Genomic DNA, 18654 nt, shown 5'->3' with positions numbered 1-18654 from the left:
CGAAGCCTCAGTTGCTGCCTCCACCGCCGTCGCCGCCTCCGCCGTCGCCCCCGCCGCTGAACTCGCCGCCGCCACTGCCACCCGCACCGCCGGCGTAGCCGTGACGGCCGTCGTTGAAGGGCAGGTCGCCGCGAATGCCGGGTGGCTTGGGTCGCTTGCCCGGCCCGGCGAGGTGTTGCAGGCAGACCCGGCCGGAAACCGGGAAGCATTCGCCACGGCCTCCGCAGTCGGCCAGGTAGCGGTTGCCATCGTGGACGCGGAGTTCCTCGTCCACACGGAACAGCAGGGGAAGGCCGGTCGGGCCAGAACCCTCGTCCCGCCGGCCGTGGCTCAGCGTGGTGAGCAGTAGTGGGCGTCGGTCGGCGTCGGTCGTGTCGCCGCTTGTCGCAGACCTCGGCTGGGGGTGCGGGAGGCGCCCGAACGCGGCGTCGCAGAAGGTGGCGTAGTCCTGCGCATGCAGGGTCAGTTCCTGCCACAGATCGTCCACGACCACCGACGGCATCGACAGCTTCGCGCTGGGCTGGCGGGCGATGATCCGGAACCACTGCCGGGTCGCGGTCTCGACGAGAACGATGTCGTCGTCGCTGAGGTGGGGATACCGGTTTCGTAGATGTTGACGTCCGCTGGCAGGAAACCGCAGGTCGGACACGGCGCGGAGTCGGCGGGGGACACGGTCGCTTCTGAACTTCGTCCAGATCATGCGTTGCTTCTATCCGCCCGGCGTGCAGGCGCTAAGGCCCCGACTTGCCGAAGTGGCGCCGCGGCTCCTTCAGAGTAGGGCCGTAGGCAAGCCGATGCGGCCGTCGGGGCGTGTCGCCCCGACGGCCGCCGGCCGGACCCTGATCAGTTGTCGCGCGGCTGCGGGATCTCCCGCCGGTTGAACGAGACGCCGGTGGAGGCGGCGTTCCGGGTGGTGAGCGAGGCGGCCGACTCGTCCATGTCGTAGAGCCGGACCGAACCGTTGGCGGTGCGGCTCACGAACCCGAGTCGAGTGCCGCTGGAGTTCTGGAAGACGAATGCCGTCGGGTCGGTCGGGTAGGTCTCGTCCTGGATGGTCGCGCTGGCCCAGTTGCCCCAGGCGGTGGAGCCCGCGGCGGTCTGTCGGCTGTGGTGGATGGTGCCGTCGGCCGTACGGGTGAAGACCGAGATGCGCCCGGTGTTGGGGCTCAGGACGGCGGCCGGGGAGCCCACCGGAGTGATGCCGCTGTCACCGACCGCGTTCCAGGTGCCGGGCCAGGTGCCGTCGGTGTTCTGCAACTGGCTCTTGACCACTCCGTCGCTGTGTCGGGCGAACACCATCAGGCGACGGCCGGGCAGTGTCACCACGCTCGGCGTGTCCACGAAGCCGGCGTCACCCAGCCCTGCCCAGGCGGAGGTCAGCGCGCCGCCCTTGTACGTGGCGGTTTGCAGGGTGCCGGCCGCGTTGGCCACCAGGAGGGTGGCCGTGCCGTCCGTGCCCGGCACGACGACCGGCGTACCGGTCAGGCCGGCGCCGCCGAGCGGCGTCCAGGGAAGCAGATCTCCGGCGGTGCCGTCCTGTCGGCGGCTCCACAGCCCGCCATCGGCGTCCAGGGCGAAGACCGCGCGCGTGTCGTCGGAGAGACGGACGGCGGTTGGCTCCGAGCGCATCGCCCCACCGAGGGCGAGCCACGGGTTCCAGTCCGGCATGGCCGGCGTCTTCTGGGTCAACGAACCCACGTTGCTGGTGGTCTCGTGGGCGACGATGGTGACCCGGTTCTGAGCGTCCGAGACCACGGACGGCTTGCCGGTGTACGCCTCCGTGCCGGGCACCGGTGACCACTGGATCGAAGACAGCGAGTCCGGGTTCGCGCGCCCGTGCCGCAGTTGGCCGATGTTGTCGCTGTAGGCGATCTCCAGGCTGCCCAACGCGGTGCCGGCGGCCGGGGCCTGCGCGACAGCCAACGGGGCGTTCTGCTGCACCGGAGCGGCGGGCAGCGCGGGGCTGGTGATCGCCCCCTGCCGGCAGGTGTTGGTGGTGGTGAAGACGTTCGGGAAGCCGGCCCAGCCCGTGCCGATCGGGTCGGCGGTCAGCGCCCAGGACAGGTTGTCCTCGCGGTAGCGGTACTGGAGCAGGTCGCCGTCGGCCTGGATGCCGAAGAGCGAGTCTCCGCCGGCGGAGAAGAGCCCCTTGGTGAACCCCTGCCAGCCGCTCGAACCAACCAGGCGGTCACGGAGCAGCCACCGCTGGCTCGCCGGGTCGAACCGGTGTCGGTAGAGCCTGCCGTCGGCCGCTCGGGCGTAGAGGACGCCGGGGGCGCCGGCCACGATCAGGTTGTACCGGTCCCAGCCGGTGTCGATGACGCGCGCGTTGATGGTCCACGTCCGCGTCGGCTCGTCGAACCGGTACCAGCGCAGCTTGCCCTGGGCGTCGACAGCGTAGAAGTCGCCGATCTGGTCCACAGTGATCTTGTCACGGAAGCTGGCCGTCGCGTAGTTCGTGAAGCTCGTACTGATGATCCAGCTCTGCTTGCCGTCGACGGTTTCCCAGGTGCTGCCCGTCCATCGGTAGCGGTTCAGGCCGGTCGAGTTGATGCCGTAGACCCGGCCGTCCGGCCCACCCAGAATGCGACCGAAGTTCTGCCAACCGGCGGGGCCGATGGTGGTGGCGGCGGTGAAGGATCCGCCGTCGCGGCCCGGGGTGCTGTACTGGCGACGGACGAGCGTGCCGGTCGTGGTCGAGTTGAAGAACGCCGCCGCTCCGGTGCAGCTGAAGGCGTCGGTCGCCGCCTGTGCGGGAGACGCCGGCAGCGGTGCCACGAGGCCGGCGGCACCGATGAGCGCTGCGGCGGTCAACGCAAACGATCGACGCCGAGAATGCGTCCGTGGTGCGGATTTTCTGGTCAACTGGGACACGTTTGTGTCATCCTCCCCCGAGAATAATAGAACGACCGTAGCGAATTGATTAACCAGCGGTTCCCGCCACATATGCAAAGAATTCACTGCGCACGGCGAGTGATTCATCCATCACGGTCGCGGCCCATCATGCACGACCGTGGGTCGCCTGCCAAGCGTGGAGGCTCGGTCCGACGCGTGAACCTCGCCAGCGTCCATGATGGACATTCGGGAGCCGGTCGACGCGAGCAGTAAACGGACTTAAGCCGCCAAATGACCCGGGTCTTGACGGAAAGTAATCGTCCCAGGTCGTAGTGCTGATCAGGAAGACCTCCGCCGCAGCGGCTTGACAGCCGATTGGGTGTGCTGCAACCTACAGCGGCATATCGACAAGTAGCAGCACACGGGGGTGTGAAGCTGTGACCGCGAACCTGGCGGCTTTCTGCCGTGCCGAGGCGATACCGGATTTGTTGGGCGACCCGTTCCGACGTGAGTTCCGCCCACCCGATCTGCCTCTTCGTTTCTCCTGAGATTTCCGTCGACCGATGGGTCGACGTGGTACCGCCGTGCCTGTGAAGGAAACGGCGATCACCCACGGCTCCGCGTGACCGTCGCCGGTCTCGCGGCTCTCGCTTGCCTCTCTCCGCCTTCAGCCCGTCCTTGATCCAGGGGTGACCATGTCCTTCAGCATTCGGCGTCTGCCCGACCCGCGCGGTCGGCTGACCGATCTGCGTGGTCGGCTACCCCGGCAACGCTCGGTGTTCGGCTCCGGCACCACCCGGTCCGTCCTGGCGGCCGCCCTGGCCGGCGTGCTGATGCTCAACCTGGGCGGCAGTGGAGTGACCGCGCTGCCCGCGGGCGGTGCTCGGGACCGCGACGGTGTCGCCTCCACCGGTCGGGGTGGCGGCACGAAGCCGACTCAGGCGTGGGGCTCGGCGGCGGGCAAGGCACACGTGACGCCCGGACGACCCAACCGGGACCTGCCGAAGTCGCAGCGCGGGCAGTACCCGCTGCACAAGCTCGCCGACAAGCCCGCCCCCGGCCGCAACAAGGCGTCGGTGGCGACCGCGCCCGTCGACGACACCAAGGGCTTCGACAAGCGGACCAGTCGGGAACGGCCGGCCGAGCGCGACGTCAACCAGCGGGTGTTCGACAACGCCGACGGCACCCAAACCACCGAGTTCTCCTCCGCTGCGGTCAACTACCGCAAGCCGGACGGCACCTGGGCGCCCATCGACCACACTCTGGTTCCGGCCGCCGACGGGTGGGGGACCACCGCCGACTCGGTCGGTCTGCACCTCGCCGGCAACGGGGCCGCGAGCCAGCTGGCCCGGCTGCGCTTCGACGGTGACACCGAGTTCGGCTTCGGTCTGGCCGAGGCGACCAACGCGCCGGGCCGGGTGGACGGGAACGCCGTCACCTACCCCGGCGTACGCCCCGACGTCGACCTGCGCCTGGAGCCCCGGGCCGGTGGCGTGAAGGAAACCCTGGTCCTGCACTCGGCGAAGGCGCCCACCTCGTACGTGTTCCCGCTGAGCCTGCGCAACCTCACCGCGAAGCTGGTCGACGGTCAGGTCGTCCTCAGCGACCGCGACGGGCACCAGCGCGGGGTCATCCCGCCGGGTTACATGGTGGACGCCGGCTCGGGCACGGATGGTCCCGCCACCTCCACCAAGGTCGCCTACGAGCTGGTCACCACGGGTGGGCAGACGGCGCTGAAGGTCACCCCCGACCGGGCCTGGCTGACCGATCCGGCCCGGCGTTACCCGGTGGAGGTCGACCCGACGGTCGGCCCGCCGGTCGACGCGGTCAAGGCCGACAGCAGCATGTACGTGCACGGAGACAGCTCCACGTCCGGCAGCAGCGAGCTGCTCGTCGGCCGCTCCGGTGGGTCCAACGCGGCGGCCTACCTCAAGTTCGGCGACCTGGTCAGCCGACTCCAGAACCACACCATCCACGGCGCGGCGCTCTCGGCGGTCAACTTCGACGCGGCCTCCTGTAAGGCACGCGCGGTCACCGTCCACCCGGTCACCGGGTCGTGGTCGGCCGGCACCGGCTACTCGTATCCCGGGCCGGCGGTGGGTGGCTCGCTGGTCAGCCGCTCGTTCGCCCACGGGTACGTCGCCCTCGGCCAGTCCCAGTCCGCCTGCCCGGCAGCGGGGGAGATGTTCGACCTCGGCGCCGCCGGCCGCAACCTGGTCCAGCGCTGGGTCAACGGCCAGCAGGCCAACAACGGTCTCTCGCTGCGCGCGTCCACGACCGACACCTCGGCGTGGAAGAAGTTCGCCGGTACCGGCACGGCCAACCCCCCGGCGCTCTACCTCACACACAGCCCGTACAACGCCGGGTACGCGATCCCGAAGCCCACCCCGGAGCCGCCCGTCCTGCGTAACCAGGACGGCAAGGTGAAGGTGACCGTCACCAACCTCGGCGCCGAGGCGTGGACGCCGGCCAACTACTACCTCGCGTACCGGGTCTACAACGCGCAGACCGGCGCCGCGGTGACCCAGCAGCGGGCGGCCAACCTGCCCTCCACCCTGGCCCGTGGCGCGAAGGTCACCCTCGACGCGACCGTGAAGCGGTTGGAGCCCGGCTCCTACTTCCTCGACTTCACCATGGTGCGTACCGGTGGGGCGGTCTTCACCGACCACCAGGTGCCACCCGGTCGGATCGTGCTCCAGGTGTTCGACGTTCCGCCGGTGGTGCAGGAGCTCTACCCGGAAAACGGCTACCAGGCTCCGACGCTCACCCCGTTGCTCTGGGCCCGGGCCGTGGACACCGACGCCGCACCCGGTGCCACCCTGTCGTTCAAGTTCGAGATCTGCGACCGGACCGACGCCGGCGCGGCGACCAACTGCACCAACTCCGGCTACCAGGCCAAGCAGTCCTGGGTGGTGCCCGCCGGCCGGATGGTCTGGGGCAAGAGCTACCTGTGGCGGTCCTTCGTCAAGGACAGCGCCAACGAGGTCATCTCGCCGTACTCGACGATGATCAGCTCGGTGCCACAGCCGGACCTGCTGTCCCGCATCGCCACCTCACCCAACGCCGAGCAGGGCCGCGAGTTCGACGCGCAGACCGGCAACTTCGCCACCTCCGCGGTGGACGCCACGGTGGTTACCGTCGGTCCGGAGCTGAACCTGGTCCGCACCTACAACAGCCTCGACCCCCGCACGACCGGCGTCTTCGGCGCCGGCTGGTCCAGCCGGTACGACATGACGCTGGTCCCGGACAACGACGGCACCGGCAACGTGGTGGTCCGCTACCCGGACGGCCAGGAGGTGCGGTTCGGCAAGAACCCGGACGGCACGTACGCGCCGCCGCCGGGCCGGGTCGCGAAGCTCACTGTCGACAGCAGCAACTGGAAGCTTGTCGACCGCTCCGGCAGCACCTACCAGTTCTCCCTGCTCAACAAACTCCAGAAGATCACCGACAACTCCGGGCACTCGGTCAACCTGACCCTCGACCCGATGACCGGCAAGCTCGCCAAGGCCCAGGTCTCCAACAGCCAGACCAACACCGCCGGCCGTTCGCTGACCTTCACGTGGAACGGCAACCACATCGCCACGGTCAGCACCGACCAGGTCAACGGCGCGAGGCTGACCTGGAACTACACGTACAACGGTGACCTGCTGACCAAGGTCTGCGGCCCGGAGTCCGCCTGCACCAACTACGACTACACGGCCGGTTCGCACTACCGCACCGCCGTTCTCGACGCCAAGCCCGACTCGTACTACCACCTCGGCGAGGCCGAGGGCACCGGCGCGGCCAGCGACGTGGCGATCAACCTCGGCAAGGACGCCGGCACGTACCGCAACAACGTCACCCTGGGCCAGCCCGGCGTGCTGGAGGGCACCAACGGCACCGCCGCCGCCTTCAACGGCACCTCGGCGTACCTCGAACTGCCCAAGGGCCTGGTGAAGAAGAGCCGCGACGTCTCCGTCGAGCTGTGGTTCAAGATCGGCCTGACCCAGACCGGTGGCCCGCTCATCGGCTACCAGGACAAGGCCGTCGGCACCGCCGCCACCAGCGGCGTTCCGCTGCTCTACACCGGCAGCGACGGCAAACTGCGCGGCCAGTTCGCCACCGGCACGATCGCACCGATCACCTCGGGCAAGACCGTCAACGACAACACGTGGCACCACGTGGTGCTCTCCGCGATGGCCAACACCCAGACCATGTACCTCGACGGCGTCAAGGTCGGTGACCTGGCCGGGCAGCCGATCGAGCACTCGCTGCTGACGTTCAACCAGGTCGGCCTCGCGTCGGCGACCACGCCCAGTTCCTGGCCCGCCTGGGGCGGCACCGCCCAGCGCAACTTCGCCGGCACGATCGACGAGGTCGCCGTCTACTCCCACCCGGTCGGCCCGGACACGGCCAAGGCGCACTTCCAGTACGCCAAGCCGGCCGCCCAGCAACTGACCCGGGTCACCCTGCCCAGCGGCCGGGTCGCCACCGAGGTCGAGTACGACACGGCCACCGACCGGGTCAAGGAGTACACCGACGACAACGGCGGCACCTGGAAGGTGGGCCAACCCACCGTCTACGGCGGCGACACCGACCTGCGGCGCAGCGTCCAGGTCCTCGACCCGGCCAACCGCCCCTACCTGTACGAGTACGACGCGCTCGCCGGTCGGCTGCTGCGCTCGGGCACCCCGCTAGGACTGGAGACCCGCGAGGAGGACCGCCCCGGGCAGACCAGCCCGACGCCGACCCCGCCGCCGACCGAGGTCTGCACCCAGCCCGACCCGAACGACCCGGCCTTCTGCACGGTGATCCCCGGCGACGCCGGTGGGCCGATCTTCGTGCGGCACCCGTTGGACGGCATGGCCATCCGCTCGTTCTCCTACAACGAGGACGGCCAGCAGAGCAAGGTCACCAACGAGAACGGTGACACGGTGGAGATGACGTACGACAGCAAGGGTCGTCTCGCCACCCGCAAGAGCTGCCGCACCTCCACGCAGTGCTTCACGAACTACTACACCTACTCGACCACCATCACCGACCAGTTCGACCCGCGCGTCGACCTGGCGGTGGAGCAGCGCGACGGCCGCTCCAGCGGACCGACCGACAACAACTACCGGACCACCTTCTCGTACCACTACACCGGTCAGCTCCTCAGCCAGGGCAACCCCGACGGCAGCACGGTCACCCACACCTACACCACGGGCGCGGAAGCCGGCATCAACGGCATTTCCCCGTCCGGGTTGTTGGCCACCAGCTCCGACGGGCGCTCCAAGGTGACCCGCTACGCGTACTACACGAACGGTGACCTGTACAAGGTGACCGAGCCATCCGGGCTGGTGACCGAGTACACCTACGACGCGCTCGGCCGACGGATCACCGAGAAGGTCATCTCCGACACCTATCCCGCGGGTGTCACCACCACGATCACCTACGACGGACACTCGCGAGTCGCCACCGTCACCGGCCCGGTCACCACCGACGCCGTCACCGGCAAGCAGCACCAGAGCCGGACGGTCAACGAGTACGACGCCGACGGCAACCCCACCAAGGTCACCGTCTCCGACCTGCTCGGCGGGGACCCCGAGCGGGTCACCAGCACCGACTACGACGACGAGGGCCGGCCGGTCCGGGTCGTCGACCCCGAGGGCAACGAGACCAGCTACGGGTACGACCGGTTCGGCAACAAGACGACCATGACCGACGCCAACGGCAACCGCTACGACTGGGCGTACACCGCGCAGAACAAGGTGGCCGAGGTGCGGCTGCGGGACTGGCGCAGCGACCCGGCCGGCACCCCGGGCACCGGCACCGGCGACTACCTGGTCCTGCACTCCTACTCGTACGACTTCGCCGGGCGGCTGGCCAGCGACACCGACGCCATGGGCCGGCGACTGGAGTACAAGTACTACCGCGACGACCTGCTGGAGAAGATCACCCTCAAGGACTTCCGTAACCCCGACGGCTCCAAGCGGGACTACGTCGTCGAGGAGAACACCTACGACGGCGCCGGCAACGTGACCCGCAAGGTCGGTGCCAACGGCACCCAGATCACCGACCACACGCCGGACAAGACCGGCAAGGTGAAGAGCACCGTGCTGGACCCGAGCGGAGTGCGCCGCACCAACACCTTCACCTACGACCTCAACGGCAACGTCACCCAGACCGTCCGCACCGGCAATCCGTCGAACCTGAACTGGGAGGTGCTGGCCACCTCCGAGGTCGTCGACTACACCTACGACGACGCCGGCAACGTGCTCACCGAAAAGGTCACCGCCGGCAGCGAGACCAGGGTGACCAGCTACGCGTACGACCGTCGCGGCCTGCGTACCTCGGTCACCGACCCGCGCGGCAACGTCAGCGGCGCCGACAAGGCGAAGTACACCAGCACCTTCCGCTACGACGAGTTGGGCCGTCAGGTCGGGCAGAGCGGCCCGACCGTCCTGGCCGAGAGCGACGGCAACCCGGCCGTCTCCACCAACCCGACCAGCTCGGTCGGCTACAACACCTTCGGTGAGCAGGTCGCGGTCAAGGACCCGCTCGGGCGGGTTTCCACCTCCGAGTACGACAAGCTCGGCCGGGTGGTGCGCAGCCTCGCGCCGACGTACCAGGCACCCGGGGTGTCCCAGACGGTCACCCCTGAGCACAAGCGCCGCTACGACGCCGTGGGCAACGTGCTGGAGGAGACCGACCCGGCGGGCGTCACCAGCTACACCTACGACCAGCTCAACCGGCTGACCGTCCGGGACGAGCCGTCGAAGACCAACGACGACCGCGCCCTCACCCGCTACACCTACACCCGCACCGGTGAGGTCCTCTCGGTCACCGGCCCGACCGGCGCCCGGGTCGAGTCGACCTACGACGACCTCGACCGGCAGGTCACCCAGACCGTCGTCGAGCGTCGGCCGACCACCCGCAACCTGGTCAGCAAGCTCGCCTACGACGACGCGGGCAACCTGACCTCGTCGTCGTCCCCGACCGGGGCGACCACTGTCAACACCTTCAACGGGGCCGGCGACATCACCCGCAGCACCGCGCCGACAGGCGAGGCCACGATCTTCGGGTACGACTTCGCCGGCCGCCAGGTCCGGGTCTCCGACGGCCTCGGCCGCACCACCCGGATCGGGTACGACCAGCTCGGCAACCGGGTCAGCACCCTCAACCTCAAGGCCGACGGCACGGTCCTGCGCAGCCAGACCTACGGCTACGACGTGGCCGGCAACATGACCTCGTCGAAGGACCCCTACAACACCGTCACCACCTTCGAGTACGACGCGGCGGACCAACTCGTCAAGCAGGTCGAGCCGACCGACGCGGACCCGATCACCACCACGTTCGGGTACGACGCCGCCGGTAACCGCACCCGCTACACCGACGGCCGCAACAACTCCACCATCTACACGTACAACACTCTGGGTCTGCCGGAGTCGGCGATCGAGCCGTCCACGGCGAGCCACCCGGCCGCCGCGGACCGCACCTGGACCGTCGCGTACGACGCTGACGGCAACGCGGTGCGGCTCAGCGCCCCGGGTGGGGTGAGCCGCACGCGGACCTACGACGCGGCCGGTCGACTGACCGTGGAGACCGGCTCCGGGGGTGACACGCCGACCGCGACCCGGACCCTGGACTACGACCAGGACGGGCGCTTGACCAGTGTCAACGCTCCCGGTGGCAGCAACACGTACAGCTGGAACGACCGAGGCGGGCTGCTGTCCACCGCCGGCCCGTCCGGTACGGCGAGCTTCGACTACAACGACGACGGCCGGGTGACCAGCCGCACCGACCTGACCGGCACGGCCACCTTCGGCTACATCAAGGGTCGCCTCGACACGCTCACCGACAGCATCACCGGCCAGCAGCAGAAGCTTGACTACGACGCCGCCGGTGACGTCAAGACCGTCGACTACGGCGCCGGCCGCGTCCGCACCTTCGGCTACGACGACTACGGGCGGGTCGCCAGCGACGTGCTGCGCAACGCGGGTGGTCAGACGGTGGCCTCGGTCACCTACGGCTTCGACCTGAACGGCCACCTCACCAGTAAGAACACCACCGGCACCGGCACCGCCGGCGCCGGCGCGAACACCTACGACTACGACAAGGCCGGCCGGCTGATCTCCTGGACCAGCCCGGCCGGGACCGTCACGTACGCCTGGGACGCCAGCGGCAACCGGGTTCGGGCCGGGTCCAAGACCGCGACCTTCGACGAGCGCAACCGGCTGCTCTCCGACGGCGACTACACCTACGCGTACACCGCTCGGGGCACGTTGCGGACCCGCACCAGCTCCGGACTGGCCGAACAGTTCTCCTTCGACGCCTTCGACCGGCTCACCGGGGCGCAGGACCAGACCTACACCTACGACGGCCTCGACCGGGTCGCCTCCCGGACCGGCAACTCCTTCGTCTACGCCGGCCTGGGTGACGAGGTGGTGCACGACGGGTACGAGTACTACGGCCGCGGCCCGAACGACGAACTGCTCGCCACCGCCCAGGCCGCCAACAAGCGGCTGTCGCTGACCGACGCCCACGGTGACGTGGTGGCGGCCATCAACCCGGCCGACACCCAACTGTCCACCCTCAACGACTCCACCGCGTACGACCCGTTCGGCAAGAAGGTGGCCAGCACCGGCAGCACCGGCCGACTGGGCTTCCAGGGGGACTGGACCGACCCCGACACCGGGCAGGTCGACATGGGTGCCCGCTGGTACCAGCCCGGCACCGGCACGTTCACCTCGCGGGACAGCGTCAACTACACCTCCGGCGACTCGATCCTGGCCAACCGCTACACCTACGGTGCTGGCGCCCCGCTGGACTTCGACGACCCGGACGGCCACTGGCCGCGCTGGATGAAGCGTGCCGCGAGCGCGGTCGCGAACGCCACGTCCAATGTCGTCAACACGGCGTACAACGTCGGCGCCTCGATCTACAACGGTGCCAGGAGCTTCGTCTCCTACACCGTCAACCTCGCGGTCTCCGGCCTCAAGGCGGTCGGGCGGGCTATCTCCAGCACCGCGAAGTGGATCGGCGAAAAGACGATGAACGCCGTCCGCTACGTCGGCAGTAAGATCCAATCCGGACTCAACCAGCTCTCCCGCGCTGCCGACTGGGCGAAACAGCAGAGACAACTCGTCGCCCAACGCATCCACCAGGCCAAGGTCGCGGTGACAGCCGCCGCGAAGTCAGCCATCCAAAAAGCGGTCAAGTTCACCAAGCTGCCGGTGATCCAGGCCCTGACGAAGCCGCTCATCGCGCTCGGCAAGGTGGTCTCCACCGGCTTCAAGATGGCGGCCAGCGTCGTCGCGGTCACCACAATGGCCATCAAGGACCCGCAGAAGTACAGCCAGAACCTCTGGTTGGCAGCCGCACAAAAGTTGGCGCCGCTCGTCGAGGGCGCCGAGAAGATGTGGGACAAGGCGACCCAGTTCGTCGACGAACACGCCGCCGAAATCGCCGGCTTCGCCGTCGGTGCCGTCGTCGGCCTGGGTTGCGGCGCGGCCATCGGCTGGACCGGTGTCGGAGCGGTGGCCTGCGGGGCGCTCGCCGGCGCGGTCGGCTCGGCGGTCACCGGCTACATGGACGGCAAGCGCGGCTGGGACCTCGCCGGCGCCACCGCGATGGGCGGCCTGTTCGGTGCTGCTGGCGGTGCGCTCGGCTCCATCGCGGGCCAGGCGCTGGGAGCGGGTATCCGCGGGCTGAGCGGGGGTCTCCAGTCGGCGGGTAGCAAGGCGCTCAGCGCAGGTATCGGAGAAGCACGCGGTCTGCTGACTTCCGCTGGCCGTGGCGTTCAAATAGGACCCTTCCGTGGCTTCTCACAGAGTTTCCCTGGCGGACGGAATGGTGCTGCGGTTACGGTCGGCCAGCTCAAGAGGAGCCTCGGCCGGGCTGGCATGAGCGTCCGGAAATACGACGTCGAGCGCGTACCGGAGATCTTGCAACCGGACGGTGGCCTGGCTTTTGGTAACAGCCCTCATATCAATGGCGTTCCAGAACTGGGCGCCACAGGGAAACCTCTGATTCAGATCTCGGACCTTGGGCTGAGAGATATGGATGAGGCCGTCACGACGGTCTTCCACGAAATCTTCCACCATCGAACGAAGGGTGCGCTCGGTTTTGAGGAAGCGGCCGAGGCGTATGGTAGGCGGATGTTGGACAGGTTTAATGCTCGGACGAGAGGCAATTGACCCATGCGAGTGTTTGACGCAGCTGAGGTGCAGGCGCTGGCTGCGGGGCCGCGCTTCGTGGATCAGCCAGTGGAACGGCTGTGCCCAGCTTGTGGAAACAAAGGAGTCAGAACGTACATGTACGGTTCTGACCGCCAGGGCAGGCCGACGATTATTAGCTACACGTGGTGCGCGTCCTGTCGGCGTTACCACGGCTCGGTCGGCCCTCGCCCCGACAGGCTTCGTTTCAATGACCCATTGAGCCATATGTCTCGTGACGATCGGAAAGCGCTGGAGCGTAAGGGCGCGGAGTTCTTCCGGACGTTGGATGAGTTGTGGGACAGCGGCCTTCTGCCGCAGAAGTTCGACCGTTAACCTCGCCGGCTATACGCGGATAATTCGCTGCCGGGGTGATCCCTTACTGCCTGGAGGCTGATAATTTGAGATCTGCCCGAGCTTTGTCGTTGCAGAAATTGGCCGTCAAGACGCTCGTCATAAGTCTTGTCGCGGCTGCGGCTGTCCTCGTCGCGCCGTCGGGGGCCAGCGCCGACGCCGCCGGCAGGGGTGGTGACTTCGTACCGATTGACAGCGTCCCCCTTCTGGACACCCGGGACGGCACTGGCGGCACTACCGGAGTTCGGGGCGCCAAGTCTGTCACCACGTTCAACGCCGTCGGCATCGCCGGTATCCCTACCAGCGGGGTCAGCGCGTTGATGGTCGACGTGACGGCGATCTACCCGACCGCCAACACGTTCCTGACCATCTACCCGGACTTGACGGACCCGAAGGCCTCGGCCATGAACGCCTCGATCGGTGAGGTCATGACCAACTCGGCGGTGGTCAAGCCCGGTACGAACGGCAAGCTCGCGGTGCGCAACGCGGGCGGTGACGTCCACATCAGAGTTGACGTGGTGGGCTACTTCACCACCGCCACCGGCAGCACCGGTTCCGGATTCGTGCCGGTGAACCACACGCGGGTGGTCGACACCCGGACCGGACAGGGGATCACCGCCGGCACGATGCCCAGCCGTGGAACGCGTACCGCCAACATCTACGGCGGTGGGCTGGTGCCCAGTTCCGCGACGGCGGTCATGCTGGACGTCGTGGTGATCGGCGCGACCGGCAACGGTTGGATGACTGTCGCGTCGAGCACGGCCGCGGAGACCGGCATCGACTACGCCAAGGGCGCCACCTCGATGGGGATGGTCGTCAAACTGAACCCCGGTGCCAGCTCCGTGACGTTGGAGAATCGCGGTTCGGCCGTACATGTCGCCATCACCGTCCAGGGTTACTGGACCGGCAGCCCGACCACCGGCGCCGGCCTGCGCATGGTTCCGGCGACCACCCTGTACGACAGCCGCTTCCCCAGTGGCGCCCAGCCGGTGCCCGCCTACGGCACCGTCGATGTCGCGGTCGCCGGCACCAACGGCCTGCCGACCCGTGGCATCGCCGCCGCCGTCCTCAATGTGCACGCGGTCGCCCCGACGGTTGACGGGTTCTTCAACGTCACGCCCCTGGGCAGCGCCCTGAACACCGCGTCGACGACGAACTTCCCCGCCGCGCACGTCGCCCGGTCCAGCCTCGTGGTGACCAAGCTGGGCACCGAGGGGAAGGTCCAAATCAGGAACGCCAGCAGTGGGACCGTGCACATCGTGGTCGATCTGCAGGGCTGGTACGCCGACCCGATGCCGTTCCTGCCAACTGAATCCTTCACCCGCTCGACGGCGTTGCAGGGGGAGCCGAGCGACGGCAGCTCGCTCGGGGTCATCGTCTACGCGCACACCGACAACAACGGTCAGGTACGGGTCGTCCACCAGCAGAACCCGGACGATTTCAGCAGCGTTCAGCACATCCCGCAGTTCGGTGCGGAGGCGTTCACCGGGCAGCCCGCGTTGAACGTGCAGAGCGGCAGCAAGCAGGTGCAGATCAGCGCCCTGCACACCAACGGCACCGTGTGGACCGGCGCCCAGACGGCGGCGAACGCGGCGACCTGGGCGACGACCGGAAACCTCGGCGGCACCATGGTGGGCAGGCCCGCCACGGTCACCCTCGCCGACGGCACCGGCGTGATCTTCGGGGTGGACGTCGATGGTCGCCTGTGGCACTACCGCCAGACTGGGACGAGTGCGTTGTGGAAGAGCCTCGGTGACGTCGACCTCACCGGCGGCGTCACTGTGGTGAAGGTTGACACCGGTGTCCGGCTGGTTGCCACCACCATGACCGGCACCATCAAGACCGCGGTCTACTCCACCGACGGCACCCTCAGCGGTTGGACCGACCTGGGCGGGAACGTGACCGGTGTGCCGGCCGCCTTCCTCAACCAGGGTTACCGCACCGGCGTGGTGGTCCGTGCCGCCGACGGTTCGGTGGTCATGAAGAAGCAGGAGCTGGGTGGGGCCTGGCCGAGCACCTGGCAGACGGTGGGTACGTTCACCGCGGCCGGCTCCCCGGCCGCGATCCTCGACCCGGCTCTTGGTCGGATCGTTGTCGTCGCCCGCGGGTCCGACAACGAGATGTACCGGGTGTACGAGACCGAGCAGGGCTCGGGCACCTGGGGTGAGTGGCTGCGCCTGTACGAGAACCCCGGCGACCCGACCGCCGCCACCGCCGCCACCGATCCCACCATCGCGCCGATCCAGAACTCCGGCGGACCCGGTTTCGTGGTGGTCTACCGCAACCGGAACAACACCACCATCGCGCTGGACCGGCGGTTCGCCGCCCCCGGCGGGATGGCGGCAGCGAAGGTGAGCCCGTCCGCGGTCAGCTTCGCCGCGCACCTCATCCCGACGCCGCCGGCCTGATTCTCGGCACCACCAGCCCCGGGGGCCTTCGTCCACGTGACGGAGGGCCCCGGGTCGCTGTTCACCGGCTCGGCGCCTGCCTTCCTAGACTGGGGCGATGAGCGTTGGCACCGAGGGCCGGGGGATGGCCGAGCTGGCGGCCCTGCTGGCCGACGGCACCCGCGCCGGAATGTGCCTGGCGCTGCTCGACGGGCGGGCGTGGACGGCCGGTGAGCTGGCCCGGCGCGCCGGGGTCGCCCCGTCGACGGCCAGCGACCACCTCACCCGACTCGTCCGTGGTGGGCTGCTCGTCGAGGAACGGCAGGGCCGGCACCGCTACCTGCGGCTGGCCGGGCCGTCGGTGGCCCAGCTGATCGAGGACCTGGCCGGGCACGCCCCGGCCGCGCCCACACCGACCGGGTCGCTGCGCGCGGCGACCGCCACCGCCTCCCTGGCGTACGCCCGGACCTGCTACGACCACCTCGCCGGACGGCTCGGAGTGCTGATGTACGACGCGCTGCTCCGCGAGCGTCGACTCGACCGGTCCAGCGGGCTGACGCTGACGCCCGACGGGTGGGCCTGGGCGGCCGGGTTGGGCGTACCCGTGGACGTGCTGCGCGCCGCCCGCCGCCCGGTGGTCCGCGACTGCCTGGACTGGACCGAACGCCGCCCACACCTGGCCGGAGCGCTCGGCGCGGCGCTCTGCCGCCGCTTCACCGACCTGGGCTGGATCAGCCAGGGCGCGGGCCGCGCCGTCCGTCTCACGCCCACCGGCCGCCCTGGCCTGGCCGCTGCCCTGGCCATCCCCGAACACACCCTCGACCCGCCGGTAGCCCCGCCGCCCACCAGCGGCCGCGCCTGACGGGCGATCCGCAGGTGACCGCGGCAGATTCGTTCGGTGCGGGGCGAAACGTTCCCGCCCTACGGTCGGGCGGTGACCGACAACTGGCCCGTCATCGCGCCCGCCCCGGGAACACCGGCGTGTGGGCCGCCCTCGTTCGAACCGGAGCGCGGCTGGACGGTGACGCGCCACGCTGATCTGCGTGCCGCGCTGACCGATCCGGCGTTCCAGGTGCCGGCCGTCGGCACCGGCCGGCCGGGCACCCTCGCCTGGCTGCGCGCCACCGTCAGCCGGTTCAGTCCACCGGAACGGCACGGTGAGCGTCGGGCGGTCGTCGTGGCGGCGTTGGCCCCGCTGAACCCCGACAACCTACGACACGATGCGGCGCGGCTGACCATGGACGTCCTCGACCGCGCCGGCGACTGCTTCGACGTGATACGGGAACTGGCCCGGCCGGTACCGCTGCGGGCGTTGGCCGATCGCCTCGGCTTCGCGGATCCGGCAGCCGCCGGGACGGCGGTCGCGGTCGTCGCGACGGCGTACCACCCGGGGGTGGACCCGGCCCTGACCGCGCGGGCCGACCGGGCGGTGGCGGCGCTGCTGGCGCTCGCGCCGCAGGGTCCGCCGGCGGTACGGGCCAACCTGATCGGTCTGCTGGTCCAGGCGTGCGACGCGACCGCCGGCCTGATCGGCGCCGCCGCCCATCACCTGCTGCCCCCGGCCACTCCGCAAGCGCCGACCACGGCAGGAACCGCCGACCTGCTGGCCGAGGTGCTACGCCTCGACCCGCCGGTCCGGGCCACCCGACGGGTCACCGTCGACGGGGTACGGCTGGGCGGGCAGGACCTGCCGGCGGGAAGCCCCGTGTTGCTGCGCTTCGACGCGGCCAACCGTGACCCGCAGGCGTTCACCGAGCCCGCGCGGTTCCAACCCGGTCGGCCCGGAGCTGGCCTGTTGACCTTCGGGACGGGGGAGCGGGGTTGCCCCGGCGACCGGCACGCCCTGGCGCTGGCCACCGGGGTGCTCGACGTGCTGCGGGAACGGTGCCGGCGCGGCCCAACCCCGCTGCGCCACACGCCACACCCGACCCTGCGCGTGCCAACGAATCTGGAGGTGATCGTCCGATGATCGAACGTCGTGCCGCCTTCCACGCCCTGCACCGCGCCGGCCGTCCTCTGCTGTTGCCGAACGCGTGGGACCACGCCTCGGCGGCGGCCCTCGCCGCGCGTGGGTATCCGGCCGTCGGCACCACCAGCCTCGGGGTCGCCGCGACCGCCGGCCTTCCCGACGGCGCGGCGGCCACCGCGGCGGAGACCCTCGCCCTGGCCCGCCGGCTGGCCCGACTGCCGGCGCTGCTCAGCGTGGACGTGGAGGCCGGGTTCAGCGACGACCCGGCCGAGGTAGCCGAGTACGTGGCGGAGTTGGCCGGGCTCGGCGTGGTCGGGATCAACCTGGAGGACGGGCGCCCCGACGGCACCCTGGCCGAACCCGAGTGCGTCGCCGACAAGGTCGCGGCGGTGAAGGCGGCGGTGCCGGACCTGTTCGTCAACGCGCGCACCGACACGTGGTGGCTGCCGGTGGCCGACCCGCTGCCGCAGGCCCTCGCCCGAGCCCGGACCTACCGGGCGGCCGGGGCGGACGGGATCTTCGTGCCGGGCACCGTCGACGGCGCGACACTGCGGGTGCTCGCCGAGCGGATCGACGCGCCGGTGAACGCGCTGTACCAGCCCGGCGGGCCGGGGCTGACCGAGTTGGGCGGCGCCGGGGTAGCCCGGGTCAGCACCGGCTCGCTGCTGTTCCGGGCCGCGCTGGGCGCCGCGCTCGCCGTCGCCGACGCCGTCCGACTCGGGGGGCCCACCACACCGGCGGGACTGCCGTCGTACGCCGAGGTGCAGACCCTGGTGCCGACGGACGGCGAGTGACGGTGGCGGCCGCTTGCCCAGCCGGCGGGCCCTGCTTCGTTGACGACATCAGCTCCAAAGCGCCCCCAACCCAGGACCACACACCGGCGGGCGGTGCACCGCTCACGCTCCGTTCGGGGGGAATAGGAGGAATGTTCGGT

Annotated in this window: 7 protein-coding genes; 5 read left to right on the top strand and 2 right to left on the bottom strand. The window is 69.7% G+C overall.

Going from position 1 to position 18654, the window contains the following annotated elements; all coding sequences use genetic code 11:
- Positions 1-7: 7 nt before the first annotated feature.
- Positions 8-649 carry a hypothetical protein gene (locus ACFYL6_RS09400; RefSeq protein WP_387169613.1) on the bottom strand — a complete coding sequence of 214 codons (642 nt, stop codon included), beginning with the start codon at positions 647-649 and terminating at the stop codon, positions 8-10.
- A 194-nt stretch (positions 650-843) separates the two neighbouring features.
- Positions 844-2814 (bottom strand): tachylectin-related carbohydrate-binding protein, encoded by a 1971-nt coding sequence (locus ACFYL6_RS09395; protein WP_387169611.1) that lies wholly within the window; start codon positions 2812-2814, stop codon positions 844-846.
- 716 nt (positions 2815-3530) lie between these two features.
- On the opposite strand from ACFYL6_RS09395, the gene ACFYL6_RS09390 reads away from it, so the two are divergent.
- The 5 genes from ACFYL6_RS09390 to ACFYL6_RS09370 all read left to right on the top strand — a co-directional run bounded on the left by ACFYL6_RS09390 (position 3531) and on the right by ACFYL6_RS09370 (position 18514).
- Positions 3531-12992 carry a LamG-like jellyroll fold domain-containing protein gene (locus ACFYL6_RS09390; RefSeq protein WP_387169609.1) on the top strand — a complete coding sequence of 3154 codons (9462 nt, stop codon included), beginning with the start codon at positions 3531-3533 and terminating at the stop codon, positions 12990-12992.
- 443 nt (positions 12993-13435) lie between these two features.
- Complete coding sequence (locus ACFYL6_RS09385) at positions 13436-15772, top strand: hypothetical protein (RefSeq protein ID WP_387169607.1); 2337 nt, start codon at positions 13436-13438, stop codon at positions 15770-15772.
- Positions 15773-15869: 97 nt separating this feature from the next.
- On the top strand, positions 15870-16613 hold the full coding sequence (locus ACFYL6_RS09380; protein ID WP_387169605.1) for an ArsR/SmtB family transcription factor: 744 nt from the start codon (positions 15870-15872) through the stop codon (positions 16611-16613).
- Between the two features lie 72 nt (positions 16614-16685).
- Positions 16686-17720: a cytochrome P450 gene (locus tag ACFYL6_RS09375; RefSeq protein ID WP_387169603.1), complete on the top strand. Its 1035-nt coding sequence runs from the start codon at positions 16686-16688 to the stop codon at positions 17718-17720.
- Entirely contained in the window at positions 17717-18514 is a 798-nt protein-coding gene (locus ACFYL6_RS09370) for an isocitrate lyase/phosphoenolpyruvate mutase family protein (protein ID WP_387169601.1), read from the top strand. The genes ACFYL6_RS09375 and ACFYL6_RS09370 overlap by 4 nt, the downstream gene beginning before the upstream one ends.
- Positions 18515-18654 lie beyond the last annotated feature (140 nt).

The sequence above is a fragment of the Micromonospora sp. NPDC007208 genome (assembly GCF_042869175.1).
GTDB lineage: Bacteria > Actinomycetota > Actinomycetes > Mycobacteriales > Micromonosporaceae > Micromonospora > Micromonospora foliorum.
This window is presented reverse-complemented; position numbering and strand designations above follow the sequence as displayed.